The following is a 25,302-nucleotide window of genomic DNA, read 5'->3' as shown; positions in this document are numbered from 1 at the left end:
GGTGGTGCGCTACTCAGCTGGAGTAGGCGCTGTTTTCATGCACGTAGTCGTGGGTGAGGTCGTTGGTCCAGATCGTGGCCTCGTCCTCGCCGGCGTTCAGGTCGATCTCCACGAGGACCTCGCGGTCCTCCAGGCTGACCAGGGATCGGTCCTCGCCGATCCCGCCGTTGCGGCAGATCTGCACCCCGTTGATGGCCACATTGAGCCGGTCCGGGTCGAAGACGGCGTCCGTGGTGCCCACGGCCGAGAGCACGCGGCCCCAGTTCGGGTCCTTGCCGAAGATCGCGGTCTTGAAGAGGTTCGAACGCGCGACGGCGCGGCTCACCGTCTCGGCGTCGAGCTCGCTGGCGGCGTTGAAGGTGCGGATGGCGATGTCGTGCGCGGCTCCCTCGGCGTCCCCGATGAGCTGGCGTGCCAGGTTCTTGCACACTTCTTGGAGGCCCTTGCCGAACTCCTCGCCGGCCGGGTAGGAGCCCGAGGCGCCGGAGGCGAGCAGCAGGACGGTGTCGTTGGTGGACATGCAGCCGTCCGAATCGGCGCGGTTGAAGCTCAGGCGCACCGCCTCCCGCAGTTCCGCGTCCAGGAGTTCCGGGCTGACGATCGCGTCCGTGGTGATGACCACGAGCATGGTGGCCAGGCCGGGGGCGAGCATGCCGGCCCCCTTGGCCATGCCGCCGATCGTGAAGCCGGTGCCGAGCGGATCGAACCCGATGTAGCTGGCTTCCTTGCTCACGGTGTCCGTGGTCATGATGGCCTCGGCCGCGGCGGACCCGGCGTCCGGTCCGGCGTTGTCCACGAGCAGTTCCAGACCCGGCAGGATCTTGTCCATGGGCAGCTGCTCGCCGATCAGCCCCGTGGAACAGACGGCGACGTCCCCGGCGGAGACGCCGAGCAGCGCGGCGAGCCGCTCCGCCGTCGTGTGCGTGTTCTGGAAACCCTGCGGACCGGTGCAGGCGTTCGCGCCACCCGAGTTCAGCACCACCGCGTCCACGCGCCCGTCCGCGAGGACCTGGCGCGACCAGTGCACGGGAGCCGCGGCCACCCTGTTCGAGGTGAACACCCCGGCGGCGTGCTTGGTCGGCCCGTCGTTGATGACCAGGGCCATGTCCGGCTTGCCGCTGGCTTTCAGGCCTGCGGTGATGCCTGCTGCACGGAAACCGAGGGGAAGGGTGACACTCACGGGGCGACTCCTAGCTGGGCGAGCCCCAGGGATTCGTCGAGACCCAGGGCGATGTTCATGGACTGCACGGCACCGCCTGCGGTGCCCTTGGTCAGGTTATCGATTGCCGCACTGACAATCACCCTTCCCGTGTGCGCGTCGTACGCCAGCTGGAGGACGGCGTGGTTGGAACCCTGCACGGACTTGGTGGTCGGCCACTGTCCTTCGGGCAGGAGGTGCACGAACGTCTCGTTCTCGTAGGCGTCCTGCCAGGCCGCACGCAGCTCCTCCGCACCGACGCCCGGCTTGACCCGCGCCGTCGCGGTCGTCAGGATGCCGCGGCTCATGGGGGCGAGCGTCGGCGTGAAGGAGACCGTCACGGGCTCCCCCGCAGCGTTGCCGAGTCCCTGTTCGATCTCCGGGGTGTGGCGGTGCCCGCCGCCCACGCCGTACGGCGACATGGAGCCCATGACCTCCGAACCGAGCAGGTTGACCTTGGCGGCCTTCCCGGCGCCCGACGTGCCGGAGGCGGAGACGATCACGACGTCCTGCGGTTCGAGCAGCCCGGCCGCGAAACCCGGAGTGAGGGCGAGGAGGGCCGACGTCGGGTAACAGCCCGGCACGGCGATGCGCTTGCTGCCGCGGAGCTTCTCCCGCTGGCCGGGGAGCTCGGGGAGGCCGTACGGCCAGGTGCCTGCATGCGGCGAGCCGTAGAACTTCTCCCACGCCGCGGCGTCTTCGAGTCGGTGGTCCGCGCCGGCGTCGATCACCAGGGTGCCTTCGGGCAGCTGCGCGGCGATCTCGGCGGACGCGCCGTGCGGCAGCGCGAGGAACACCACGTCATGCCCGGCCAGATTCTCCACGCTGGTCTCTTCCAGGATGCGGTCACCCAGCGTGTGGAGCTGCGGCTGAACGCTGCCCAGACGGGCCCAGGCGTTGCTGTGGGCGGTGATGGCGCCGATGGTCACTCCGGGGTGGGTGGCGAGCAGGCGCAGCACCTCTCCCCCTGCGTAACCACTGGCTCCGGAAACGGCGACGGATATGCTCATGCGCACACTCTACACCTCGAAGCAAGAATATGCATTGTCGTAAATATTTATGCATCGGCATGGCGCGGTGACCGGTCCGGAGCCACTGCATAAGATGTCCCTGACGGTAATCGAGAGGGACACGGGAGGCACAGACCATGCACGCCATCATCGCCCGGGAGACCGGCGGACCAGAGGTGCTCGAGTACGCCGAGACGGACGTCCCCGGGCCCGGCCCCGGCCAGCTCCGCTTCCGCGTGGCCGCCACCGGGGTCAACTTCATCGAGACCTACCAGCGGGAGGGCATCTACCCCCTGCCGTTCCCCTGGACCCCCGGAGCGGAGGCGTCCGGAGTGGTCGACGCCGTGGGCGAGGGCGTGACGGGCTTCGCGACCGGCGACCGGATCGCCACCGCCGAGGCCTCCGCCTGCTACGCGGAGTACGCGATCGTCGACGCGGACAAGGCCCTGCCCGTCCCGGACGGCCTGGACCTCGAGACCGCGGCGGCGCTTCCTCTGCAGGGCATGACCGCCCACTACCTGGCGACCTCCAGCTTCCCGGCCGGTGAGGGCACCACCGCCCTGGTGCACGCCGGGGCCGGCGGCGTCGGGCTGCTGCTCATCCAGCTCCTCAAGGCCCGCGGCGCACGGGTCATCACCACGGTGTCCACGCCGGAGAAGGCCGACCTCGCGCGCCTCGCAGGCGCCGATCTGGTGGTCGACTACTCGGACTTCGCCACCCAGGCGCGGCAGTTCACGGACGGCCGAGGCGTGGACGTGGTGTACGACGGCGTCGGCAAGGACACCTTCGACTCCTCCTTGCAGAGCCTCCGTATCCGCGGGACGCTCGTGCTCTTCGGCGCGGCCTCCGGTCCGGTCCCGCCCGTCGATCCCCAGCGGCTCAACCAGGGCGGCTCCCTGTTCCTCACCCGGCCGACCCTCGGACACCACCTGCTGGACGCCGAGGAACGGCGCCGGCGCTCGGGCGAGGTCTTCGGCGCGGCGGCCGACGGCGGTCTGTCGGTCCGCGTCGGCGCCCGGTACCCGCTCTCCCGCGCCGCCGACGCCCACCGTGATCTCGCCGCGCGGCGGACCACGGGCAAGGTGCTGCTGATCCCGGATGGCGACTGACCCGTCCGCGGCCCACGACGGGCCAGGATACGGCCTCCCGCGGACCGGACACCGGCGCCTTCAGCGGAACTTCATCATTGGTTCACTCACGACAGAAAGGATGCTGGCGTGACCGAGCATCCCGAATCCTCCCCGCACGCCCCTTCCGCCGCACCGGAGGCCCCCGGCCCCGAGCCGGCGGCGGAGGCCGGCGGCGCGCCGTCGTCGCCCACGGGGACCGTCTACGAACCCCAGATGCCGGGCGGACTTCTCGCGCCCCCGGAACGCACCCTGGTGGACATCTTCCTCGCCACGGTCGAGGCGTACCCCGAGGCCTCGGCCCTGGATGACGGGAAGAAGTCGCTCAGTTACGCCGAGCTGGCCGACGAGGTCCGCGCGTACGCCCGCAAGCTGCACCGCGCCGGACTCGGCGCCGGGGACAAGATCGGCATCCGGATCCCGTCCGGCACCAATGAGCTCTACATCGCCATCCTGGCCATCCTGCTGGTGGGCGCCGCCTACGTGCCGGTGGACGCCGACGACCCGGACGAACGCGCCCGCCTCGTGTTCAGCGAGGCCAAGGTCGCCGGCATCCTCAAGGCCAAGGGCGAGATCGTGGTGGACAAGAAGCGTCCCAAGCCCTTCCCGGCTCCCCGCATGCCGCTGCCCGAGGACGATTCCTGGGTCATCTTCACCTCCGGTTCCACCGGCACTCCCAAGGGCGTCGCCGTGCGGCACCGCAACTCGGCCGCCTTCGTGGACGCCGAGGCGCGGCTCTTCCTCCAGGGTGAGCCCCTCGGCACCGACGACCGCGTGCTCGCCGGACTCTCGGTCGCCTTCGACGCCTCCTGCGAGGAGATGTGGCTCGCCTGGCGCCACGGAGCCTGCCTGGTCCCCGCCCCGCGTGCCCTGGTCCGCACCGGCATGGACCTCGGCCCATGGCTCATCAACCACGGCATCACCGTGGTCTCCACCGTCCCGACGCTCGCCGCGCTCTGGCCCGCCGAGGCGCTGGAGAACGTCCGACTGCTGATCTTCGGCGGCGAAGCGTGCCCGCCCGAGCTGGCCGAGCGCCTCGCCGTGGACGAGCGCGAGGTCTGGAACACCTACGGGCCCACGGAGGCCACGGTCGTGGCCTGCGCCGCTCCCCTCGGCGGACCCGGCCCCGTGCGCATCGGTCTGCCCCTGGACGGCTGGGACCTCGCCGTCGTCGACGCGGCGGGCGTGCCCGTCGCGGAAGGCGAGACCGGCGAGCTGATCATCGGCGGCGTCGGCCTGGCACGCTATCTGGACCCCGCCAAGGACGCCGAGAAGTACGCGCCGATGCCCAGCCTCGGCTGGGAACGCGCCTACCGCTCCGGCGACCTGGTCCGGTACGAGGCCGCGGGCCTCATCTTCCAGGGCCGCGCGGACGAACAGGTCAAACTGGGCGGACGGCGCATCGAACTCGGTGAAGTCGACGCGGCGCTCCAGGCACTTCCGGACATCGCCGGCGCTGCTGCGGCCGTGCAGACGACGGCGGCCGGGAACCAGGTCCTGGTCGGTTACCTCGTGCCGGCCGGCGACGCCGAGCCGGACCTGGGCGCGCTGCGGGAACTGCTCGGCGCGACCCTGCCCGCTCCGCTCATCCCGCTCCTGACCACCACGGACAATCTGCCGACCAAGACGAGCGGCAAGGTGGACCGCAAGGCCCTGCCGTGGCCCCTGACCGGAGGCTCGGCCGACGCCGCGGACGCCGCCCCGCTGAACCTGCCGGAGGATGCCCAGTGGATCGTGGACACCTGGAGCGCCGTGCTCGGCGCCCCGGCCACGAGTCTCGACGCCGACTTCTTCGCTCACGGCGGCGGATCCCTCGCCGCCGCGCAGCTGGTCTCCGCCCTGCGCCGCCGCTACCCGACCGTCACCGTGGCGGACATCTACGCCAACCCCCGCGTCGGTGCCCTCGTGGAGGCCTGCCGCGCCTCCGTTCCGGACGGCGAGGCCGTCGTGGCGAAGGAACGCCTGGTCCGCCGGACCGCCCGGAAGACGCAGGTGTTCCAGACCCTCATGGGTGTGCCGCTGTTCATCCTCGTGGGCATGCGCTGGCTGACCTACCTCATGGCCGTCAACAATCTGCTCTCCGCCTGGGGTGTCCTCCACGCGGCGCCCACCGTCTCCTGGTGGTGGGTGCTGCTGTCCTGGGCCGTCTTCGTCAGCCCACTGGGCCGGATGGGCATCGCCGTGGTGGCGGCCCGGGTGCTCCTGCGTGGGATCGCCCCCGGCGTGTACCCCCGCTCCGGGCGCGTGCACCTCAAGCTGTGGCTCGCGGAACAGATCCAGGACGCCGCGAGCGCGGTCAGTCTGGCCAGCGCTCCGTGGGTCCCGTATTACGCCCGCGCACTGGGCGCCAAGCTGGGCCGCGACGTGATCCTCCATTCGGTGCCTCCCGTCACCGGTCTGCTGAGCGTCGGCCGCGGCGCCAACGTCGAGCCCGAAGTGGATCTCTCCGGCTGGTGGGTCGACGGCGACAAGGTCCACATCGGCTCCGTGTCGATCGGTCCCGGCGCCACCATCGGCGCGCGCAGCACGCTCATGCCCGGCGCGAAGGTGGGCGCCGACGCGATCGTCGAGCCCGGCTCCGCCGTCACCGGCAAGGTCAAGGCCGGCACCACCGTGGCCGGCTCCCCCGCCGGCCGGACCGGCAAGGCCAAGCCGGCCTGGCCGGAACGAGGGAACGCGAGCGAAGGGATCCGCGAATTCAGCTGGTTCACCGCCTTCGCCGCGGCCTCCGGCCTGCTGGCGTGCATCCCGTTCATCTCGGCCGCAGTGGCCGGACTCGTGGTCGTGGGCGCCCTGCACGGCGCGGCCTCCCTCTCCGAGTCCCTCGGCGCACTGGCGTGGTCCGTGCCGTTGGCCTCCGTGGTGTGGTTCCTCTGCAACGCGCTCCTGATCCTCGGGACCACCCGAGCCCTGGCGATCGGCCTCGTGGAAGGGCATCACCGGGTGCGCAGCCGGGTCGGCTGGCAGGTCTGGGCCACCGAGCGCGTCCTGGACATGGCCCGCGATCTCCTCTTCCCGATCTATGCCAGCCTCTTCACCCCGATCTGGCTCCGGTTGCTGGGCGCCACGATCGGGAAGAACGTGGAAGCCTCCACCGTCCTGCTGGTGCCGAGCATGACCACCGTGGGCGACGGCGCGTTCCTGGCCGACGACACGATGGTCGCCTCCTACGAGCTGGGCGGTGGCTGGCTCAAAGTCGCTCCCGCGAAGGTGGGCAAGCGGGCCTTCCTCGGCAACTCCGGGATGACGGCGGCCGGCCGCAGCGTGCCGAAGAACTCCCTCGTGGCGGTCCTCTCGGCCACTCCGCGCAAAGCCAAGTCAGGCAGCTCCTGGCTCGGCAGTCCCCCGGTCCGGCTGCGCCGCGTGGCACAGAGCACCGACGCGAGCCGAACCTTCGAACCGCCCACCCGGCTCAAGGTGGCACGCGCCCTCTGGGAGCTGTGCCGCGTCTTCCCGGTCCTCCTGACGGGCTACCTGGCAGTGGGCGTCATGGCCCTCCTCGACGCCATCGCCCGCGGCGCCGGCTACTGGCTGGCCGCGCTGCTGGGCGGTCTCGTGGTCCTGGCGGCCGGGGCGGTCGCGGCCGCGAGCGCCGTCGTCGCCAAATGGCTCCTGGTGGGGCGGATCCGCGAAGGCGAGCACCCGCTCTGGAGTTCGTTCATCTGGCGGAACGAAGTGGTGGACACCTTCATCGAGATGGCCGCCGCACCCTGGTTCGCGCGGGCCGCGGCGGGCACTCCCGCCCTGGTCTGGTGGCTCCGGGCGCTCGGCGCGAAGATCGGTCACGGCGTCTGGTGCGAGAGTTACTGGCTGCCGGAGGCGGACCTGGTGACCCTGGGCGACGGCTCGACGGTGAACCGCGGCTGCGTGGTGCAGACTCACCTCTTCCACGACCGCATCATGGCGATCGATACCGTAACGTTGGAGGCTGGTTCCACCATGGGGCCGCACGGCGTGATCCTGCCCCAGGCATCCCTGGGCAACGGGGCCACGGTCGGTCCCGCATCCCTCGTGATGCGGGGTGAAGCGGTCCCGGCCGGGAGTTACTGGATGGGCAATCCGGTCAGCCCCTGGCGCGGACCGTAGCAGTTCCCGCCCGTCCCCGTCCCCGACCCTGGATGACCCTCTCCCCCATGTCTGAGCACCACGGCAAGAAGCACTCGGCCTCCATGATCCCGGACCCGTACACCCCCGGGGACGGAAGCGCGGACTACAGCGTCCGGCACTACGACCTGGAGCTCGACTGCCGCCTGGCGAGCAACCGGCTGCAGGGCGTGGCGATCCTCCGGGGGCGCGCGAACGTGAAGCTCTCCCAGATCTCGCTGGATCTCGCCGGTCTCAAGCCGACCAAGATCCAGCTCAACGGCTCTCGCGTGGCGAAGTTCGCCCAGCGCGGGGAGAAGCTCGTCGTCAACGCCCCGCACAGCATCCCCAAGGGCGAGGACTTCCTCCTGGAGGTGCGTTACGAGGGCAATCCGCGGCCGCGCCGAGGCACCTGGGGCGAGGTCGGCTGGGAAGAGCTGCGCGACGGTGTGCTCGTCGCCGGGCAGCCGGACGGGGCGCCGTCGTGGTTCCCGTGCAATGACCACCCGAGCCAGAAGGCCTCCTACCGCTTCACCGTGACGACCGACGCCGGCTACCGCGTGGTGTGCAACGGCCGCCTCGTCGAGCGCCGCCGGAAGTCCAGCCGCGAGACCTGGGTGTTCGAGCAGAAGGAGCCGATGGCCACCTACCTGGCGACGCTCCAGATCGGGCGGTACACCACGTTCGACGTCGACGGCGCCGCCGGCGCTGTCCCGATCCACGTCGCGGTGCCGCCGTCGCTCCGCGGCCAGGCCGAGACGGGGCTGGCCCGGCAGCGCGACATGATGGACCTCTTCGAGGACCGCTTCGGCCCATACCCCTTCGGCGAGTACACCGTCGTGGTCACGGAGGACGAGCTGGAGATCCCCCTCGAGGCGCAGGCGCTGTCGATCATCGGGCGCAACCACCTCGCCACCGAGTGGGAGGCTCAGCGCCTCGTGGCCCACGAGCTGAGCCACCAGTGGTTCGGCAACTCCCTGACCGTTGGCAGCTGGAAGGACATCTGGCTGCACGAAGGGTTCGCCTGCTACGCCGAATGGCTGTGGAGCGAGGCCAGTGGCACGCTCAGCACTCAGTTGCGGGTGCTCGCGGCCTGGCGCAAACTCGCGGACCAGGCCCAGGATCTGGTGATCGGCGATCCCGGCCCCCGGGACATGTTCGATGACCGCGTCTACAAGCGGGGCGCCCTGGCCCTCCACGTGCTGCGGACGGCCATGGGCGACGAGCAGTTCTTCACCCTCCTGCGGGAGTGGACCCGCAAACTCCGCCATGCCACGGTCACGCCTCAGGAACTCTTCACCCTCGCGGATTCACTGGCGCCAGGACTCGACGCGGCCTCACTGCTCAAGCCATGGCTCTACGAAAAGCACCTTCCGCCGCTCCCGGCACCGCTGCCGTGAGCACGTGCGGAGGGAGCCCCTCCGCACGTGTTTTCAGCCGCACCACTCCGGGCGCGGCCAGCACCGGGATGCCGGGCGGGTCCTTCCTCAGACCGTGACCGTCACGCTTGGCCACGGCCTCCTTGGCGGCCCACAGCGCAGCCCGTTCGGCGTTCCTATCCCCGGGCTCCTGCGTCCGGAGCCAGTCCCGTTCCCGTCCGGTGAGGGCGACCTCGTCGAAGCCGTCGAAGATCTCCCGTTCCAGGGTCAGATCCAGACCGATGCGGAAGCCCGGCTTCACCCCCGTCACGACGACGACGGCGCCCCACTCCCCGGCGCGACTGGCGGACAGTGCCACGCCGGACAGGTTCTGTAGGGCTGAATTCTCTAGGGCCGAGCTCTGTGGGGCCGAGTTCTCCGGGTTTCCTTCCGCCAGCAGGTATCCCGGCCGGCCATGTCCCGCGGCCCGGCCGCAATCGGGGCATTCGTAGGCACTGACCAGTCGTCCCGGGCGGACGTCGAGGATCTCCCCCACGAGCTGTCGCTGCACCCGGCGCAAGGCGCCGAAACGTGCTTGCGCGGTGCCCGAGGTGAAGGCGCGGGCCCGGTCCTGTTCGGCGGCGTCGAGGGGCGGAAGGCCGCCGTCGCGCGCGGCATCATCGAGATTGCCCAGCCAGGTGAGAACGCGCATGGTTCCATTGTCCCCGGTGCGGCGGCGCGGCCTCCGCATCCCGTTCAACCGCCGTTCATCGGCCGCGTCTACGGTGACGCCATGAGCATCCTGAACCACTCGCTCACGGGGATCCAGCCGCCGCTCGGCTACTCCGTGCTGGACGATGACGACGACGATCCCGTCCTGCTGGACGCCCACGGCGTGCCGCTCGACACCTGGCGGGAGGGCTATCCGTACAGCGAGCGTCTGGACCGGCCGCGGTATGAGATGGAGAAGCGGCTCCTGCAGATCGAACTCCTGAAGCTGCAGAAGTGGGTCAAGGGGAACGGCCGCCGGCTGCTCCTGGTGTTCGAAGGCCGGGATGCCGCAGGCAAAGGCGGCACCATCAAGCGCTTCACGGAGCACCTGAATCCCCGCGGCGCCCGGGTGGTGGCGCTGGAGAAACCCAGCAGCACCGAACAGAGCCAGTGGTATTTCCAGCGCTATGTGAAGCACCTGCCGGCGGCCGGCGAGATGGTCCTCTTCGACCGCTCCTGGTACAACCGGGCCGGTGTCGAGCGGGTCATGGGATTCTGCACCGACGACCAGTACCAGGTGTTCCTGCGCCAGGTGCCGCTGTTCGAGGAACTCCTGGTCCAGGACGGCATCGATGTGGTGAAGTTCTGGTTCTCGGTGTCCCGCTCGGAGCAGCTGACGCGGTTCACCATCCGCCAGGTCGACCCGGTCCGTCAGTGGAAGCTCTCCCCCATGGATCTGGCGTCCCTCGACAAATGGGATTCCTACACGGAGGCCAAGGAGGCGATGTTCCTGGCGACCGACACCGACCACGCCCCGTGGACCGTCGTCAAGAGCAACGACAAGAAGCGCGCCCGCCTTGAGGCCATGCGCCACGTGCTGAACCTGTTCGACTACGACGGCAAGGACCCCGACCTCGCCACCGCCCCGGACCCGCTGATCGTGGGCCCGGCCTCGCGGATCTTCGAAGACGGAGAGCACCCGTCGTCCTAGGCCCGGGCCCCGCCCCGCCAGCATTCCGTGCCGGATGAGCATCGACTGCTCCGCAGATGTCGTTATGGACGGTCATAACGACATCTACGGAGCAGTCGATGGCTGGGGGCCGGGGCAGGAAGAACGCCACCCTAGACTGGCCGGATGAGTACGATCGACCCTTCCTGGCCCGTTTCCGAGTATGCGTTCCCGGGCCCTCTACGGGATCGGCTCGTGGCAGCCCTTCTCGACGGGACGAAGACGTCCACGTCCTCGCTGCTTCTCGAGTACTCCGCGAACGAGCCGTTGCCGCGCGCGGGCGACCGCGCCGTCGTCGTCGATTCAGCGGGCACGCCGGTCGCCGTGGAGACGGTGAATGCGGTGGAGGTGTGCCGTCTCGCTGCGGTGACCTTGGAGCATGTCCTGTCCGAGGGTGAGGGCTTCGAGTCAGTCGACGAGTGGCGAGCCGCCCATGAAGGGTTCTGGCACTCCGATGAGTTCCGCGATTCCATCGGGGACCCCGGATTCCACGTCACCGACGAGACTGAGGTCGTTTGTGTGCGGATGAGCATCCAAGTGCTTTAAACACATCGACTGCTCCGTACGATGCCGATTTCCCCGGATTTCCGGAGGTTTCGACTTCGCACGGAGCAGTCGATGGTGGTGCGGGGGCGTCAGCGCTGGACGGCTCCGAAGCGCTCCGCCGCGAGCGCGACCGCCGCCGCGCGGGCCTCGGAGGCCTCGTCGGCAGTCAGCGTGCGGTCGTCCGCACGGAACCGCAGGCCGAAGGCCAGCGACTTCTTGCCTTCCGGAATGCCGGTGCCGACGTACACGTCGAACAGCGCGACATCCTCCAGGAGCTCTCCGGCTCCTTCACGCAACGCGTCCTGAACGGCGGCGGCCGGCTGATCGCCGTCGACGATCAACGCCACGTCCTGCGTCGCCACCGGGAAGGTGGAGATCGCCTTCGCCACGACGACGTCAGCCGCCGCGTCGAAGAGGACATCAGCATCGATCTCGAACGCGACCGTACGGACCGGCAGGTCGAGCGACTTCACCAGTTTGGGGTGCAGCTCGCCCGCATAGCCGACGAGTTCGCCGGACCGCAGACGCAGCACAGCGGTGCGGCCGGGGTGGAATGCCTGGTGCGCGCCCTGCTCCACCGCGAGTTCGACGCCGAGGACATCGGCCACGAGCCGTGCGGCATCGACCGCGTCGGCCCAGTCCCAGGCACGCGGGGCATGGCCCGGCGCGGCGGGGCTGTCCTTGCCCGTGAAGACGCCGGCAAGATGCTGCGGCTGTGCAGGGATGCCCTGGTTCAGATCGTCCAGCACCTCGTCGGACGGCTTGGCGCCCAGCGGCGGGATGCCTGCGGAGCCCAGCTCCGCGCCCGGGAGGAACACCAGACCTGCCTCATACAGGGCCAGGTCACGGAAACCACGCGAGATGTTGCGCTTGGCAGTGTCGAGCAGACCCGGAAGAACGGAGGTCCGCAGCCAGCCGAATTCCTCGCTCAGCGGGTTGGCGAGCTTGACGGCAGGCACCGTCGCACCGGCCTCGGGCGTTCCGAACACGTCGTTGGACGCCTTCGTGACGAACGGGTACGCGAGAACCTCCACCAGACCGGAGTCGGCGAGGGCCTGCATCACGCGACGGCGCTGCTTCTGAACGCGGCTCAGGCCCCGTCCGGGAGGCGCCACCGGGAGGGTGGCAGGGATCTTGTCGTAGCCGACCAGGCGGGCGATCTCCTCGGAGAGGTCCTCCTTGGTCTCCAGATCATTGCGCCAGCTCGGAGCGGTGACGGTCCAGCCGCCCTCGGTTTCGGCCACGGTCGCGCCGAGATCCGTCAGGCTGTTCACGATCTGCTCGGGCGTGTACTCCACCCCGATCCGTGCGGAGACGAAACCGGACGGCAGGAAGATGTTCACCGTCTCCGGCGCGGTGCCCACGTCAGTGCCCGCATCGTCGGCGCTCCCACCAGCGAGTTCCACGAGGAGATCCACCACGCGCTGCGCGGCGATGGGTGCCAGGTACCAGTCGACACCGCGCTCGAACCGCTTGGAGGCTTCGCTCGGCAGCTTGTGGCGACGGCGGGCCCTCGCGATGGAGATCGTGTCGAAGTGAGCCGCCTCCACCAGGATGTCCTTGGTACTCGCGGACACTTCGGTGCGGGCACCGCCCATCACGCCGGCGATCCCGATCGCTCCGGAGTCGTCCGCGATGACCAGGTCCTCGGCGTCGAGCGCGCGGTCTTTCTCATCCAGGGTGACGATGCGCTCGCCCGGGAGGGCACGGCGCACCACGATGCTGCCCTCGAGGGTGTCGAGGTCATAGCAGTGGTTCGGCTGTCCGAGTTCCAGCATGACGTAGTTGGAGATGTCCACCGGCAGGCTGATGGACCGGATGCCGGCGAGCCGGAGCCGGGAGACCATCCACTGCGGGGTGGGACGGCTGGCGTCCACGCCGCGGACCACGCGGGCCACGAAGCGGTCGCAGCCCGGCACACCGTAGATCGGAGCATGGTCGGACAGCGTGACCGGGTAGCCCTCGCCCAACGAGGCCGGCACGGAGACTTGAGAAGCCGGATCGGTGAAGGCGGTGCCGGTGGCGTGGGCGTACTCACGGGCCACACCCCGGATGCTGAAGGCGTAGCTGCGGTCCGGGGTCACATTGATCTCGGCCGCCTCGTCTGTCAGACCGAACAGTTCGAGGGCGTCGGTGCCAAGCTCAGGGTCCAGGCCGAGAGTGGACAGCACGATGATCCCGTCGTGCTCATCCCCCAGCCCCAGCTCGCGCGCCGAGGCGATCATGCCGGCGGAGACGTGGCCGTAGGTCTTGCGCGGCGAGATGTGGAAGTCACCCGGCAGGACGGCGCCCGGGAGGGTCACCACCACCTTGTCACCCTCCACGAAGTTGTGGGCGCCGCAGACGATGCCCTGGATGCCGGTAGGCTCGATGCCCTTGCCTTCCAGCGTCTGCTCCTGGCCTTCCGGGACGACGCGGACCTGGCACCAGTTGATGGTCTTGCCGTTGCTCTGCGGTTCCTTGACGAGGGACAGGACCTGTCCCACCACGACGGGGCCGGAGATCGAATCGGCCGGACGGTGCACGTCCTCCTCTTCGAAGCCGACGCGGACCAGGTCCGCCATCAGGTCCTCAGAGGACGCGCCTGCAGGGAGCTCCGTGTACTCACGGAGCCAGGAAAGTGGAATGCGCACGCTTAGATCTCCATCCCGAAGTGCTCGCTGAAACGAATGTCGCCCTCGATCATGTCCCGCATGTCAGGAACTTCATTGCGGAACATGAGGGTGCGCTCGATGCCCATGCCGAACGCGAAACCGGAGTACACCTCCGGGTCGATCCCGGCCGCGCGGAGCACGTTCGGGTTGACCATGCCGCAGCCACCCCACTCGATCCACTGCGGGCCGCCCTTGGCGCCCGGGTGCCAGATGTCGAGTTCGGCGCTCGGCTCGGTGAAGGGGAAGTAGTTCGGACGGAGCCGGATCTTGGCCTCCGCGCCGAACATCTGCCGGGCGAAGTGCTCCAGCGTGCCGCGCAGGTCCGCCATGGACAGGCCCTTGTCCACGGCCAGGCCTTCGAACTGGTGGAACACGGGCGTGTGGGTGGCGTCGACCTCGTCAGTGCGGAAGACCTTGCCCGGGCACAGAACGTAGACCGGCAGTTCGCGTTCCAGCATGGAACGGACCTGGACCGGCGAGGTGTGGGTGCGCAGCAGCAGGTGAGCCTCCGGAGGCTCCACGAAGAAGGTGTCCTGCATCTCGCGGGCCGGGTGGTCCGGCTGGAAATTCAGGGCATCGAAGTTGAACCACTCGGACTCGAGTTCGGGGCCTTCCGCGATCTCCCAGCCCATGCCGACGAAGATGTCGCAGACCTGCTCCTGGAGCACGGAGAGCGGGTGGCGGGCGCCGGCACGGCGACGGCGCGGCGCGGCCGTGACGTCCACGGTCTCTTCGAGGAGGATCCGCGCGTCGTTCTCCTCCTCCAGCACCACGGTGCGGGCGGCGAGCGCCTTGTTCACCTGTCCGCGGGCGCCGCCGATGAGCTTGCCTGCGGCGCTCTTCTGGTCCTTGGGCAGATCGCGGATGGCCGCGTTCGCCTGACTCAGGGGTGATTTCTCACCGGTGTGCGCCAGCCGTGCGGTCTTGAGCTCCTCAAGATCGGCGGCCTCCTCAAAGGCTGCCAGGGCTTCTGCGACAGCGTTCTGGAGAGCGGCCTCATCCAACGGGCTGGGGGCCATGACTTCCTTAGTGGTCTCAGACATGTACCGTGTTTTCGGGTCGAAGGGGTGGTGATGGGCCAATCATGGCCCTGCACAAGTCTAGTACGCAGGCCGTCGTAGGCTGGGCCCATGTCTGGCATGTGGAAAACCCGGGCCGCCCTCAACTGGGTGAATCTGAGCACACTCCTCGGCCTCGCCGTGGCGCGGGCCGCACGCTGCGACGTCGACCGTGGTCCGGAAGGTCTGTGGCTGGCCCGCGACTACCCCTGGGCGTTCCCCGCCGGAGGCGCCTTCACCGTGGGATCCGTGATCCTCGCCCGGCCCGGCCTGTCAGTCGAGAGCAACCCACGCCTGCTCGCCCACGAGGCCCGGCACGCCTGGCAGTACGCCGCCTGTCTGGGTCTGCCTTTCCTGCCGCTCTACGGCCTCTGCGCCGCGTATTCCGTCTGGCGGACCGGAAGCCCGGCGCTGTCGAATCCCTTCGAACGGGACGCGGGCCTTGAGGCGGGTGGCTATATTGGGCCGCAGGACCAGGATCGGTTCTGATCACTCCCTGCGGGGACACGACGAGAGGAACGGCATGGAAACACCGACACGGACCATCTCCGTCACCGGGCATGCGAGCGCCCCGGCGGTGCCGGACATCGCGACGGCACACCTGAGCATCGAAACACTGGCCGGAACGGTGGAGGAGGCGTTCGCGCAGTCCGGGCGCACCATGGACGCCCTGCGGGACGCGCTGCACTCGTCGGGCGTCGAACCGCGCGACGTCGCCACCACCGACCGCTCGCTCCGCGCCGAGCGGAAATGGCGTGACGGGCGCGACGACGGCCTGCTGGGCTACATCGCCCGTGGCACGGTGCGCGTGACACTCCGCTCTCTGCCCGCCGCGGCGGGGATCCTGCAGAGCGCCATCGCGGCCGGAGGGGAAGAGGCCCGGCTCGAGGGGTTCTCCCTCGACGTCTCCGATCCCACCGCGGTCCGGTCGCAGGCGCGTGAGGCCGCCTGGCAGGACGCCCTCGCCCGGGCGTCCCAGCTCGCGGCTTCGTCGGGGGTCACCCTCGACCAGGTCCTCCGGATCGAGGAAGGCTCGGCCGGTGGCGGGCTTCCTCCCATCGCCTTCGCCCGGGTCGCCGCGGCACCGCAGGCGGACGGCGCCATTCAGGCGGGCGAGCAGGACGTCCAGGTGTCGCTCAGCGTCACGTGGTCCCTCGCCTGAGGATTCCGGGCGATGCCGCCCCTCGCTGAGCGCACCCCCTTGAACTCCGTTCGAACATATGTTCGAATACTTGCATGAGATGGGACGCACAGGCACTCCAGCCGGCACTGGTGGACACCGCCACTGCCCCGACGGCCGCCCCGCTGTTGCCGATGGCGGGCCTGCTGCGTTCCATCTCTACGCCCGAGTTCGCGGGGATCACCTTCCATGAGGTCACCGCGAAATCGGTGCTCAACAAGGTCCCGACTCAGTCGACCATGCCGTTCTCCTGGACCATCAACCCCTACCGGGGCTGCAGCCATGCGTGCGTGTACTGCTTCGCGAGGAAGAGCCACACCTACCTGGACTTCGACTCGGGCCTCGACTTCGATTCGCAGGTGGTGGTCAAGGTCAATGCGGCGGAGGTGCTGCGGGCCGAACTGGCCCGCCCGTCCTGGAAGCACGATCACGTGGCCCTCGGCACCAACACGGACCCGTACCAGCGGGCCGAGGGACGCTATCAGCTCATGCCGGGGATCATCGAAGCGCTGGCCGAATCCGGGACCCCGTTCTCGATCCTGACCAAGGGGACGCTCCTGTCCCGGGACATCCCCCTCCTCCGCGAAGCCGCACAGGCGGTGCCGATCGGGCTGGGGATCTCCCTGGCCATGATGAATGAGGAGCTGCAGGCCGCCATCGAACCGGGCACCCCCGGCCCGCGGGCCCGCCTGCGCCTGGTCTCCCGGCTGCGGGAGGCCGGGCTCCCCTGCGGCGTCATGGCCATGCCGATCCTGCCCTATCTGAGCGATTCGGATGATGATCTGGACGCGCTGTTCTCCTCACTCGCGGCGGCCGGGGCGACGGGTGTCACCGCCGGCGCGCTGTATCTGCGACCGGGCACCCGCGAGTGGTTCATGTCCTGGCTGGCCCGCGAACACCCCGCCTTGGTCGGGAAATACCGTCGCCTGTATGCCGGCCCCAAAGGGCAGGGCTCGTACGCCGATCCCGGCTACCGGAAATGGCTCGCACAGCGGGTGGCTTTCTTCAAGAGGAAGCACGGCTTCCCGACGTCGAACGGCTTTGCGCATTCCGAGCTGCAGCAGTCCGAAGGGCAGCAGTCCGCGCTGCACGAGGCTCCCCCTGGTTCGGGCCCTGCCGTGAAACGGGAGGTTCCCGCGGGGCTAGGGGCGGCCCGCAGCAGGGACGGCGCCGTCACGGAGTTCCACCCGGACCCGCGGGTCGAGGAGGCCCGCTATCCCGAAGGCAGCATGGCGTCCCTGAAGAACTGGACTCCGCCATCGCAGGTCAGGCCGTCACACCTCACGCCGTCACAAGCCGGGCCGTCACAGCCCAGCACGGACGGCACCGGCCAGGCCCCCACCGGCGTCACGTCGCGGTTCGCCGGTCCGCCGACGTGGCGCACCCGCTGGAACACCGCGGGGACCGGCACCCAGGAGATGCTCCCGGCCCCCGGCTCGGAAAGCGGTCACCGCCTCCCCGGACGGAGCCTGTCAGGAACCGTTCGCCCGGCGGAGGACGGCGTCCACGATCGGGAAGTCCGCCGGAATCCACGGCAGGGCGTGCAGGGCGCCCTCTTCTAGGGGGACCCAGCGCAACTCGTCGTGGTCCTCGAGCGCCTGCGGGGCGCCCTCACTCACCTCTGCGAGCCACACCCTCATGGTCGCCTTTTCGTTGAGCACCCAGCCGTGGTCGGCACCGGACAGGACTTCGGGTCCCAGCTCCACCGAAATACCGAGCTCTTCCCGGAGTTCGCGGTGCAGAGCCGCCTCCGGTTCCTCACCGGGTTCGACCTTTCCGCCGGGGAACTCCCAGAGCCCTGCCAGGCTTTCGGGGGCGCTGCGCCGGGCGCAGAGCAGCGAACGGGGCTGGGTGAGGGAATCCAGGACGGCGGCGCCGACCACGAGGCGAGGTGCGATAGTCATCGCGGACCAGTCTAGGCCTCTCCTTCGCGACACGTCGCGGCGCGCGGAGGCGGGAGGAAATAGCGCCCAGGGCTCTCGCGTTGCGACAATGGAAACATTGGTCCCGACGTCGTGATCACAGACCAGCCCACCCCTCAGTCAAGGACCCTCCGTGACCACCTCTCCCCCGGCCGGGACCATCGCGCGTCCTCGCCTCACCTCCGCCGCCCTCACCCGGGCGATCGTCGCCCTCGCCCTGGGCGGCTTCGCCATCGGCACCGTGGAATTCGCCATGATGGGCCTGCTCCGGGAAGTCGAGCATGGACTGCACCTGACCACGCCCCAGGCGGGAACGCTCATCTCGGCGTATGCCCTGGGCGTCTGCGTGGGCGCACCCCTCCTGGCCGCCTTCGGCGCTCGGCTTCCGCGCAAGCGCCTCGCCATCGGCCTGATGCTGTTCTACGCTCTCGCCAACGCTTCGAGCATGCTCGCGGACAGCTATGGCGCCATGGCCCTGTCACGCTTCATCTCCGGTCTGCCCCACGGCGCCTATTTCGGCATCGCGGCAGTGATCGCGGCGTCCCTCGTGCCCGCCACCAAGCGCGGCTGGGCCATCTCCATGGTGATGACGGGCCTGACCGTCGCGAACGTGATCGGCGTCCCCTTCGCGACGTGGCTCGGCCAGAACTTCGGATGGCAGCTGCTCTTCGCCCTCGTCTCGGTGATCGCCCTGCTCACGGCCGGCGCCATCGCGCTCTTCGTGCCGTTCGAAGCGAGCATCCCGGGCGCCAGCATCCGCCGGGAGCTCGGCGCCCTCAAGCGCGTCCAGGTGTGGATGGCACTGCTGATCGGCACCATCGGATTCGGCGGGTTCTTCGCCACGTACACGTACATCTCGCACACCATGACCGAGGTGAGCCATCTTCCGGAGAGCCTGATCCCCCTCGTGGTCGCCATCTACGGCCTGGGCATGGTCATCGGCACCATCGTGGGTGGCCGCCTCGCGGACAAGTCCGTGATGGGTTCCATCTACCGTGCGCTCATCGCGATCGCCATCGCGCTCGTCCTGTACACCCTGGCCGCCCCATGGGCGCCCGCTGCCTTGATCATGGTCTTCGTGGTCGGCGGCATCGGTTCGCTCCTCACCACTCCCCTGCAGACCCGTCTGCTGGACGCTTCCCCGGACGCTCCCAGCCTCGCGTCGTCGCTCAATCACGCCGCGCTCAACCTGGCGAACGCGGCCGGCGCCTTCCTGGGCGGTGTCGTGATCGCCCTGGGCTACGGCTACACGGCACCCGCCCTCGTGGGCGCGGTGCTCGCGCTGCTGGGCCTCGGCGTGGCGCTCACAAGCGGACGCCTGGAGCGCCGCTTCCCAGTCCAGTCCGTGCATCACGACATCGAGCACTGAGCACTGAGTTCTGAGCACTACGCTCCAGACACCCGACGCCGGACAAGCTCCCCCGGGCGATCCGGCTACGGAGACGGCGAAGGCCGGGCCATGAGGCCCGGCCTTCGCCGTCTCCGGAGTTCCCCGGCTCCCGTCAGACGGAGGCGCGGTAGATGTCCGGCTCGAGGTAGATCACCCGCGCCGTGGGGACGGCGCTGCGGATCCGGTTCTCGGCGTCGTCGATGGCCTGAGCGATCGCAGCGCCCGTGGCGCCTTCCGGGACGCTGAACTTGGCGGCCACCAGCAGTTCCTCCGGTCCGAGGTGCAAGGTCTTGAGGTGGATGATGCGGGTGCCGTCCTCCTGAATGGCGCGTTCGATCGCGGCGACGTCGTTCGCGGTGGCGGATTCGCCGATCAGCAGCGACTTCGTCTCGAGCGCGAGGACGATGGCGATGGCGACGAGCAGGAGACCGATCATGGCGGTGCCGAAGGCATCCCAGACACCATCACCGGTCACCAGGGTCATGGACACGCCGAAGAGGGCGAACACCAGACCGATGAGCGCGCCGAAGTCCTCCAGCAGGACCACGGGCAGCTCGGGCTGCTTGGCGTTGCGGACGAAGCGCACCCAGCCCTGACGGCCGCGGAGGTGGTTCGCTTCGTGGATCGCGGTGCGGAAGGAGAAGCCTTCGGCGATGATCGCGCCCACCAGGACGGCGAGCGGGACCCACCAGAACGGCCCCTCGATGCCGTGCGGATCGTGGAACTTCTCGTACGCCTCATAGAGGGCGAACAGACCACCCACACTGAACAGGACGATCGAGACGATGAACGCGTAGATGTACCGCTCACGCCCGTACCCGAAGGGATGTTCTGCATCGGCGGCGCGCTTAGCGCGTTTCCCGCCGAGCAGGAGCAGCAACTGGTTCCCGGAATCGGCCACGGAATGGATCGCCTCGGCCAGCATCGAACTGCTGAGAGTGAAGGCATACGCCACGAACTTCATCGCGGCAATGGCGAGATTCGCGGACAGAGCGGCCACCACGGCCTTGTTTCCGCCACTTGCGGACATGATTCCCCTTGAATGATCGGAGTGACAAATCATTCCAAGGCTAGTCGCACGCGACGGATCCCGGGGACGGAAGGGGATCTTTGACGCTCCGTGGCACCGAAGGATTCAGGCCGGAGCAGTGCTCAGCGGCGCTGTGCGCGGGCGCTGGCGTAGAGGCAGACGGTCGCGGCCGTGCCGAGATTCAGGCTTTCCGCCGAGCCGTAGACCGGAACGGCCACGCGGTGATCGCTCAGTGCGAGTTCCTCCGGGGCGAGGCCCTGAGCCTCATTGCCGAAGAACCAGGCGGTGGGTGACGCCAGGTCGTACGACGGCGCCTGCTCACCGTCCGGGGCAGCGGAACCGGACGCTCCGAGGCGGCGAGCCGCACTGGCGTCCTGGAGCTCGTCCAGATCGAGCGTGCCGTACCCGTCTGCTGCGAGGATCCCGATCCCCCGCTCCGCACAGCGCGCCGCGAGGTCCGCGACATCGACGCCGGTCACCACGGGGAGGTGGAAGAGTGAGCCGGCGGTGGAGCGCACGGCCTTGGGGTTGTAGATGTCGACGCTGGAGCCGGAGTAAATCACGGCGTCCGCACCCGCGGCGTCCGCGGCCCGCAGCACGGTGCCGGCATTGCCGGGATCCCGCACCTGGCACAGCACCGCGAGAAGGCGCGGGCCGGCGTCGAGCACTTCGTCCAGGGGGCGGTGCAGAAAGCGGCAGACGGCCACGATGCCCTGGGGATTGACGGTGTCGGCCATGGCGGCCAGCACCTCGTCCGTGGCGATCCTGGTCCGGACCCCTTCGGCGCCGGCGGCGAGTTCCGGGTAGCGGTCGAGACAGGCCTGGCTGGCGTACAGCTCGGTGACCAGCCCCTCCTCCCCCCGGGACAGGCGTTCGCGGTGGGCCACGAGGGCTTCACGCACGGACTGCGGTCCTTCGGCGAGGAACAGACCCTGCCGGGAACGCGCCGAGCGCCCCGCAAGCCGGGCCACGTCTCTCACCCGGTCGGCCCGGGGATTGGACATGATGGCGGCTTGGGGGCGCTCGGAAAAGCTCACGCTGAGAAGGACTTACTAGTTCTTCGGGGCGGAGGTGTCAGCCGGCAGGGCGTCCTTGGCGAGCTTCACCAGAGCGGCGAAGGTGGCGGCGTCGGACACGGCCAGCTCGGCGAGCATACGGCGGTCAACCTCGACCTCGGCGGCCTTGAGGCCCTGGATCAGACGGTTGTAGGTCAGGCCGTTGGCGCGGGACGCAGCGTTGATGCGCTGGATCCACAGGCGACGGAAGTCACCCTTGCGCTTGCGGCGGTCGCCGTAGCTGTAAACGAACGAGTGGAGCAGCTGCTCCTTGGCCTTACGGTACAGGCGGGACCGCTGGCCGCGGTAACCCTTGGCGCGCTCAAGAACAACCCGACGCTTCTTGTGGGCGTTGACCGCCCGCTTCACACGTGCCACGTGCGTACTCCTTCAATCATTGGCCCGCTCGGCTCGCCCTCTCGGGCGGCTCAGGGCCTTAAGTGGTTGGCCATCCGGCCGGGAAATGGAACTTAGAGGCCCAGCATCTTCTTGATGACCTTGGCATCGCCCTTGGCGACGATGCGGTCGCCGGCCAGGCGGCGGGTCAGGGTGCTGGGCTTGTGCTCCAGGTAGTGGCGGCGGTTGGCCTGCTGGCGCTTGAGCTTGCCGCTACCGGTCAGCTTGAAGCGCTTCTTGGCACCACTGTGGGTCTTCATCTTCGGCATGGGGACCGATCTCCTTACGTTGCCACAGGCCCTGGCGGGCCTGCGAATCACATTCCGGCATCCTGACGGACGCCGTTGGGCTTTCCGCCCTGAGTCCTCGTCATCGGAGGGCCGTCGGGCGAAGGACGGGTGTCTAGTTGGCCTTGCGGGCACCGGGCTTGGGAGTGCCCGGCTTCGGCATGGACGGCTTCGGCGCGGCGGCAGGCTTCGCAGCCGGCTTCGGCGCCGCAGCGGGCTTGGCAGCCGCAGGCTTGGCAGCCGGCTTCGGCTCCTCCACCGGGGCTTCCTTCACGGGAGCCTCTTCGACGACGACTTCCTCAGCCGGAGCCTCCTCGACGGGAGCTTCTTCGACCGGAGCCTCTTCGACGACGGCCTCGTCAGCTGCGACATCCTCAAGCGGTGCCTCCACCGCTGCGGACTCGCTGGCCTTCAGAGCCTCGGCGAGCTGCTCACCGAGGTTGTTGCTCAGCGGAGTGGCGTTGTCCGTGTCCACACGGTCCGACTCGGCCTGGGCCTTGGCTTCGTTCTGAGCCTTGGCCTCGGCACGCTGTGCGGCGCGACGGGCTTCGGCCTTCGCTTCGGCCTTGTTCTTGAGCGGACCGATCACCATGACCATGTTGCGGCCGTCGATGCGCGGGGTGGACTCGATGACGCCGACCTCGGCCACGTCTTCGGCGAAGCGCTGGAGAAGGCGGATGCCCATCTCGGGACGCTGCTGCTCACGGCCACGGAACTGGATCATGGCCTTGACCTTGTCACCGGCGCCGAGGAAGCGCAGTGCGTGACCGCGCTTGGTCTCGTAGTCGTGCTTGTCGATCTTCAGGCGGAACCGGATTTCCTTCAGGACCGTGTTGGTCTGGTTCTTCCGGGCCTCGCGTGCCTTCACTGCGGCTTCGTACTTGTACTTGCCGAAGTCCATCAGCTTGCAGACAGGCGGCTTGGCCTGAGGCGCAACCTCAACGAGATCAAGGTCTGCTTCTGCGGCCAGACGGAGGGCGTCCTCGATGCGGACGATACCCACCTGCTCACCGGCTGGGCCGACCAACCGCACCTCGGGGACGCGGATACGCTCATTGATACGTGGATCGCTAATGTGTAGCTCCTGTTGCTCGTTGCCTTGTTCCACTGGCAATGAGAAAGGCCTCCTCTTGCCAGTGCAAGCGGAGGCCTCAGGAAACTGAGTCGGACAAAGATCACAGCGCCGGAACATCACCTGAGTGATGGCCCTGCACAGGACTGCCGTCCTATTCTGACCCGGCGACCTTCAGTGTCCTGTTCCGGGGGCCTGAGCCCCTGGCCGAACGGCGGTCGACGCGGGTGGGAGAAATCTCCACTTGCAAACTAAGAGTAAATCTTACACGACTCCGGCACACGAATGCGAACGGCGCGCCCACACAGTGCTCGCGTCGGGTAACGACTCCCAGTTGGTCTGTGCCAAGCTTATCAAATGAGCACTTTTGAACACGAAGACCACGGCACCGCTGCGGGCGACCCCGCCGCCGGGCACACCCGCGACATCGCCGAAGTCCCCGCGGTCGAGGTCATCTCCACCGCGGCCGTCCACCTCATGAGCGCCGCCGCCGTGAAGCTCGGCCTCGCGGACGATCCGAACGCCGAGGACCTCAAGGACCTCGATGAGGCCCGCAAGCTGATCACCGCACTGGCGGGCTTCATCACGGCGGCCGCCCCCGAGATCGGCTCCCAGCACGCCGGCCCATTGCGTGACGGCCTGCGCACCCTGCAGCTCGCGTTCCGCGAAGCCTCCCTCATCAAGGATGAGCCCGGCAAGGGCCCCGGCGAGAAGTTCACCGGCCCCGTCAACTGACGCGGCACATCCATCACGACGACGGCGGGGCGCCACCTGGAGAAGGTGGCGCCCCGCCGTCGTCGTGTCCGGGAGCGGTGGAGGACAGAGTGCCTCTCGTTCAGACCGAGGCGAGCCGTCGGCGGACGACGCGGGCCACCGTCGCCACGACGACGAGGAGCACCCCGGCCACGCCGATCGCCACGAATCCCGACCATGGCCCGATGCGATCGATGAAGAGACCCGTCATCGGCGAACCCAGGGCGGTGCCGGCGGTGAGGAACGAGCCGTACCAGCCCATGGCCTCGCCGCGCCGGTCCTCGTCCACCAGATCGGCCACGTACTCCGAGGCGGAGGACAGCACCGGGGCGCAGAGCAGGCCGGGCAGGTTGGAGAGCAGCGCCAGGGACCAGGTGTCCTGCGCGAAGCCCATCGGGATGGTCAGCACGGCCATCGCCAGGAGCAGCAGCATGGGCGAGACCTTGCGCTTCATGGCCCCGTAGAGGATGCCGCCCACCATCGAGGACGCGCACCAGAAGAAGAACACGATCCCCAGCTCGGCCTCGTTGCCATGCTGGCGCAGGAGGCCGACGATCGACACGTCGGTGCCGCTCAGTACGAGCCCCGCGCCGGCGGCCGTCAGGAACACGGCCACGAGGGCGCCACTGATCCAGGAGAACGACTTCACCAGTCGGCGCCGCGCGTTCTCTCGCTCCGCCACGGCCGGCCCCGGAGGACGGGTGGCCACTTCCAGCAGTTCGCCCGCCGCGCCCTGAGGATTGCCGGCCGCGGTGTCGGCCACCGCGTGCTCGGCCGCTTCGCACTCCGCGGCGCGCTGCTCCTGCTCCTCGTCCGCCGTCGCCACTCCCTCGCGACGGGTGGGCGGGTTCATCCAGACCAGGAACAGGCCGGCAAGGGCCGTCAGCCAGCCGACCAGGGTCAGACCCCACACGGTGGACCAGGTGGTGGCCAGCACCGCGGCGGCGGCCGGGCCGATCATGAAGACGAGTTCCGTGGCGATCGAGTCGAGCGCATAGGCGGTGCGCATCCGCTCTCCGTGCACCAGGACACCCAGCGACTGACGGATCACGCTGAAGATCGGCAGGCTGAAGGCCCCGCCCACCAGGGCGAGCGGGAGGATCCATTCGTAGGACACATGCGGGATGACGGTCCAGATGACGGCTTCCGAGATGATCGACGGGATCAGGGCGACGCGGAGTCCCGCGACGTCCACCCGGCGGCCGCGCCATGGAGCCCCGACCGCGATGCCGATGGTGAACAGCGCCGCCGCGACCCCCGCCTCGGCGAAACCCTTCCCGAGGGTCAGCACGATGTGCAGGGTGAGCAGGATGCCCGACGCGGAATGCGGAATCCTCGCGATCATCCCCACGAGCAGCAGCCAGCGGACCTCCCGTTCAGCCAGGAGCTCCTTGTAGCGTGCGAAGTTCACGTCTCTGTTCCTTTGCGCGAGTCGTGATCACCCCGCGCTTCCCGGCACGGAG

General features: G+C 69.0%; 21 protein-coding genes and 1 pseudogene. 10 read left to right on the top strand and 12 right to left on the bottom strand.

What is annotated here, in order from left to right; genetic code table 11:
- Positions 1 to 13: 13 nt before the first annotated feature.
- Together argJ and argC are read right to left on the bottom strand one after the other, a co-directional pair.
- Positions 14 to 1,180 (bottom strand): bifunctional glutamate N-acetyltransferase/amino-acid acetyltransferase ArgJ, encoded by a 1,167-nt coding sequence (gene argJ / locus P9849_RS05840; RefSeq protein ID WP_278268709.1) that lies wholly within the window; start codon positions 1,178 to 1,180, stop codon positions 14 to 16.
- Positions 1,177 to 2,208 carry an N-acetyl-gamma-glutamyl-phosphate reductase gene (gene argC, locus P9849_RS05835; RefSeq protein WP_278268708.1) on the bottom strand — a complete coding sequence of 344 codons (1,032 nt, stop codon included), beginning with the start codon at positions 2,206 to 2,208 and terminating at the stop codon, positions 1,177 to 1,179. The genes argJ and argC overlap by 4 nt, the downstream gene beginning before the upstream one ends.
- Before the next feature lie 137 nt (positions 2,209 to 2,345).
- Here argC and P9849_RS05830 point away from each other — a divergent pair, with 137 nt between their 5' ends.
- From P9849_RS05830 to P9849_RS05820, 3 genes are all read left to right on the top strand, one after another.
- Positions 2,346 to 3,317, top strand: coding sequence for a quinone oxidoreductase (locus tag P9849_RS05830; RefSeq protein ID WP_278268707.1), 972 nt, complete (start codon positions 2,346 to 2,348; stop codon positions 3,315 to 3,317).
- Between the two features lie 234 nt (positions 3,318 to 3,551).
- Entirely contained in the window at positions 3,552 to 7,421 is a 3,870-nt protein-coding gene (locus P9849_RS05825) for a Pls/PosA family non-ribosomal peptide synthetase (protein ID WP_278269112.1), read from the top strand.
- 47 nt (positions 7,422 to 7,468) lie between these two features.
- Positions 7,469 to 8,818: a M1 family metallopeptidase gene (locus P9849_RS05820; RefSeq protein ID WP_278268706.1), complete on the top strand. Its 1,350-nt coding sequence runs from the start codon at positions 7,469 to 7,471 to the stop codon at positions 8,816 to 8,818.
- On the opposite strand, the gene P9849_RS05815 is transcribed toward P9849_RS05820, so the two are convergent.
- Positions 8,763 to 9,488 (bottom strand): 4'-phosphopantetheinyl transferase family protein, encoded by a 726-nt coding sequence (locus P9849_RS05815; protein WP_278268705.1) that lies wholly within the window; start codon positions 9,486 to 9,488, stop codon positions 8,763 to 8,765. The genes P9849_RS05820 and P9849_RS05815 overlap by 56 nt on opposite strands.
- A gap of 81 nt (positions 9,489 to 9,569) precedes the next feature.
- Here P9849_RS05815 and ppk2 point away from each other — a divergent pair, with 81 nt between their 5' ends.
- Both ppk2 and P9849_RS05805 read left to right on the top strand, forming a co-directional pair.
- Positions 9,570 to 10,478, top strand: coding sequence for a polyphosphate kinase 2 (gene ppk2, locus P9849_RS05810; RefSeq protein WP_278268704.1), 909 nt, complete (start codon positions 9,570 to 9,572; stop codon positions 10,476 to 10,478).
- 144 nt (positions 10,479 to 10,622) lie between these two features.
- Positions 10,623 to 11,042: an ASCH domain-containing protein gene (locus tag P9849_RS05805; protein ID WP_278268703.1), complete on the top strand. Its 420-nt coding sequence runs from the start codon at positions 10,623 to 10,625 to the stop codon at positions 11,040 to 11,042.
- Positions 11,043 to 11,131: 89 nt separating this feature from the next.
- On the opposite strand, the gene pheT is transcribed toward P9849_RS05805, so the two are convergent.
- On the bottom strand, positions 11,132 to 13,675 hold the full coding sequence (gene pheT, locus P9849_RS05800) for a phenylalanine--tRNA ligase subunit beta (RefSeq protein ID WP_278268702.1): 2,544 nt from the start codon (positions 13,673 to 13,675) through the stop codon (positions 11,132 to 11,134).
- Between the two features lie 2 nt (positions 13,676 to 13,677).
- Positions 13,678 to 14,739 carry a phenylalanine--tRNA ligase subunit alpha gene (gene pheS, locus P9849_RS05795; protein WP_278268701.1) on the bottom strand — a complete coding sequence of 354 codons (1,062 nt, stop codon included), beginning with the start codon at positions 14,737 to 14,739 and terminating at the stop codon, positions 13,678 to 13,680.
- A gap of 87 nt (positions 14,740 to 14,826) precedes the next feature.
- Between pheS and P9849_RS05790 the strand changes: the two genes are divergently transcribed.
- The 3 genes and pseudogenes from P9849_RS05790 to P9849_RS05780 all read left to right on the top strand — a co-directional run.
- The gene (locus P9849_RS05790) at positions 14,827 to 15,243 is read left to right on the top strand and encodes a hypothetical protein (protein WP_278268700.1); all 417 of its coding nucleotides are present in this window, start codon (positions 14,827 to 14,829) and stop codon (positions 15,241 to 15,243) included.
- Between the two features lie 34 nt (positions 15,244 to 15,277).
- Positions 15,278 to 15,916, top strand: a complete 639-nt coding sequence (locus P9849_RS05785; protein WP_278268699.1) for an SIMPL domain-containing protein — start codon at positions 15,278 to 15,280, stop codon at positions 15,914 to 15,916.
- 74 nt (positions 15,917 to 15,990) lie between these two features.
- Positions 15,991 to 16,983 (top strand): annotated as a pseudogene (locus P9849_RS05780) (Rv2578c family radical SAM protein); the annotation flags it as partial.
- A 423-nt stretch (positions 16,984 to 17,406) separates the two neighbouring features.
- Here the strand turns inward: P9849_RS05780 and P9849_RS05775 are convergent.
- On the bottom strand, positions 17,407 to 17,838 hold the full coding sequence (locus tag P9849_RS05775; protein WP_278268698.1) for a (deoxy)nucleoside triphosphate pyrophosphohydrolase: 432 nt from the start codon (positions 17,836 to 17,838) through the stop codon (positions 17,407 to 17,409).
- A 178-nt stretch (positions 17,839 to 18,016) separates the two neighbouring features.
- On the opposite strand from P9849_RS05775, the gene P9849_RS05770 reads away from it, so the two are divergent.
- On the top strand, positions 18,017 to 19,225 hold the full coding sequence (locus tag P9849_RS05770) for an MFS transporter (RefSeq protein ID WP_278269111.1): 1,209 nt from the start codon (positions 18,017 to 18,019) through the stop codon (positions 19,223 to 19,225).
- 133 nt (positions 19,226 to 19,358) lie between these two features.
- Here the strand turns inward: P9849_RS05770 and P9849_RS05765 are convergent, their stop codons facing one another.
- From P9849_RS05765 to infC, 5 genes are all read right to left on the bottom strand, one after another.
- On the bottom strand, positions 19,359 to 20,276 hold the full coding sequence (locus tag P9849_RS05765; protein ID WP_278268697.1) for a cation diffusion facilitator family transporter: 918 nt from the start codon (positions 20,274 to 20,276) through the stop codon (positions 19,359 to 19,361).
- 122 nt (positions 20,277 to 20,398) lie between these two features.
- Complete coding sequence (locus tag P9849_RS05760) at positions 20,399 to 21,313, bottom strand: RNA methyltransferase (RefSeq protein ID WP_278268696.1); 915 nt, start codon at positions 21,311 to 21,313, stop codon at positions 20,399 to 20,401.
- Between the two features lie 15 nt (positions 21,314 to 21,328).
- Positions 21,329 to 21,709 carry a 50S ribosomal protein L20 gene (gene rplT, locus P9849_RS05755; RefSeq protein ID WP_066217310.1) on the bottom strand — a complete coding sequence of 127 codons (381 nt, stop codon included), beginning with the start codon at positions 21,707 to 21,709 and terminating at the stop codon, positions 21,329 to 21,331.
- Between the two features lie 92 nt (positions 21,710 to 21,801).
- Positions 21,802 to 21,996: a 50S ribosomal protein L35 gene (gene rpmI / locus P9849_RS05750; protein WP_066217308.1), complete on the bottom strand. Its 195-nt coding sequence runs from the start codon at positions 21,994 to 21,996 to the stop codon at positions 21,802 to 21,804.
- Positions 21,997 to 22,129: 133 nt separating this feature from the next.
- Positions 22,130 to 23,047 carry a translation initiation factor IF-3 gene (gene infC, locus P9849_RS05745; RefSeq protein WP_278268695.1) on the bottom strand — a complete coding sequence of 306 codons (918 nt, stop codon included), beginning with the start codon at positions 23,045 to 23,047 and terminating at the stop codon, positions 22,130 to 22,132.
- Positions 23,048 to 23,443: 396 nt separating this feature from the next.
- Here infC and P9849_RS05740 point away from each other — a divergent pair, with 396 nt between their 5' ends.
- Positions 23,444 to 23,821, top strand: coding sequence for a DUF1844 domain-containing protein (locus tag P9849_RS05740; RefSeq protein WP_066217307.1), 378 nt, complete (start codon positions 23,444 to 23,446; stop codon positions 23,819 to 23,821).
- Positions 23,822 to 23,921: 100 nt separating this feature from the next.
- Here the strand turns inward: P9849_RS05740 and P9849_RS05735 are convergent, their stop codons facing one another.
- Entirely contained in the window at positions 23,922 to 25,250 is a 1,329-nt protein-coding gene (locus tag P9849_RS05735; protein WP_278268694.1) for an MFS transporter, read from the bottom strand.
- Positions 25,251 to 25,302 lie beyond the last annotated feature (52 nt).

It is taken from the genome of Arthrobacter sp. Y-9, assembly GCF_029690065.1.
Lineage (GTDB): Bacteria > Actinomycetota > Actinomycetes > Actinomycetales > Micrococcaceae > Arthrobacter_E.
Note: the sequence above shows the minus strand (reverse complement) of the source record. Positions and strands in the feature narration are given on the sequence as shown.

Excerpts from the sequence above, each read along its gene's own strand:
- argC (WP_278268708.1), bottom strand. The coding sequence starts at position 2,208 with ATGAGCATATCCGTCGCCGTTTCCGGAGCCAGTGGTTACGCAGGGGGA.
- P9849_RS05830 (WP_278268707.1), top strand. The coding sequence starts at position 2,346 with ATGCACGCCATCATCGCCCGGGAGACCGGCGGACCAGAGGTGCTCGAG.
- P9849_RS05825 (WP_278269112.1), top strand. The coding sequence starts at position 3,552 with ATGCCGGGCGGACTTCTCGCGCCCCCGGAACGCACCCTGGTGGACATC.
- P9849_RS05820 (WP_278268706.1), top strand. The coding sequence starts at position 7,469 with ATGTCTGAGCACCACGGCAAGAAGCACTCGGCCTCCATGATCCCGGAC.
- P9849_RS05815 (WP_278268705.1), bottom strand. The coding sequence starts at position 9,488 with ATGCGCGTTCTCACCTGGCTGGGCAATCTCGATGATGCCGCGCGCGAC.
- ppk2 (WP_278268704.1), top strand. The coding sequence starts at position 9,570 with ATGAGCATCCTGAACCACTCGCTCACGGGGATCCAGCCGCCGCTCGGC.
- P9849_RS05805 (WP_278268703.1), top strand. The coding sequence starts at position 10,623 with ATGAGTACGATCGACCCTTCCTGGCCCGTTTCCGAGTATGCGTTCCCG.
- pheS (WP_278268701.1), bottom strand. The coding sequence starts at position 14,739 with ATGTCTGAGACCACTAAGGAAGTCATGGCCCCCAGCCCGTTGGATGAG.
- P9849_RS05790 (WP_278268700.1), top strand. The coding sequence starts at position 14,827 with ATGTCTGGCATGTGGAAAACCCGGGCCGCCCTCAACTGGGTGAATCTG.
- P9849_RS05785 (WP_278268699.1), top strand. The coding sequence starts at position 15,278 with ATGGAAACACCGACACGGACCATCTCCGTCACCGGGCATGCGAGCGCC.
- P9849_RS05775 (WP_278268698.1), bottom strand. The coding sequence starts at position 17,838 with ATGACTATCGCACCTCGCCTCGTGGTCGGCGCCGCCGTCCTGGATTCC.
- P9849_RS05765 (WP_278268697.1), bottom strand. The coding sequence starts at position 20,276 with ATGTCCGCAAGTGGCGGAAACAAGGCCGTGGTGGCCGCTCTGTCCGCG.
- rpmI (WP_066217308.1), bottom strand. The coding sequence starts at position 21,996 with ATGCCGAAGATGAAGACCCACAGTGGTGCCAAGAAGCGCTTCAAGCTG.
- P9849_RS05740 (WP_066217307.1), top strand. The coding sequence starts at position 23,444 with ATGAGCACTTTTGAACACGAAGACCACGGCACCGCTGCGGGCGACCCC.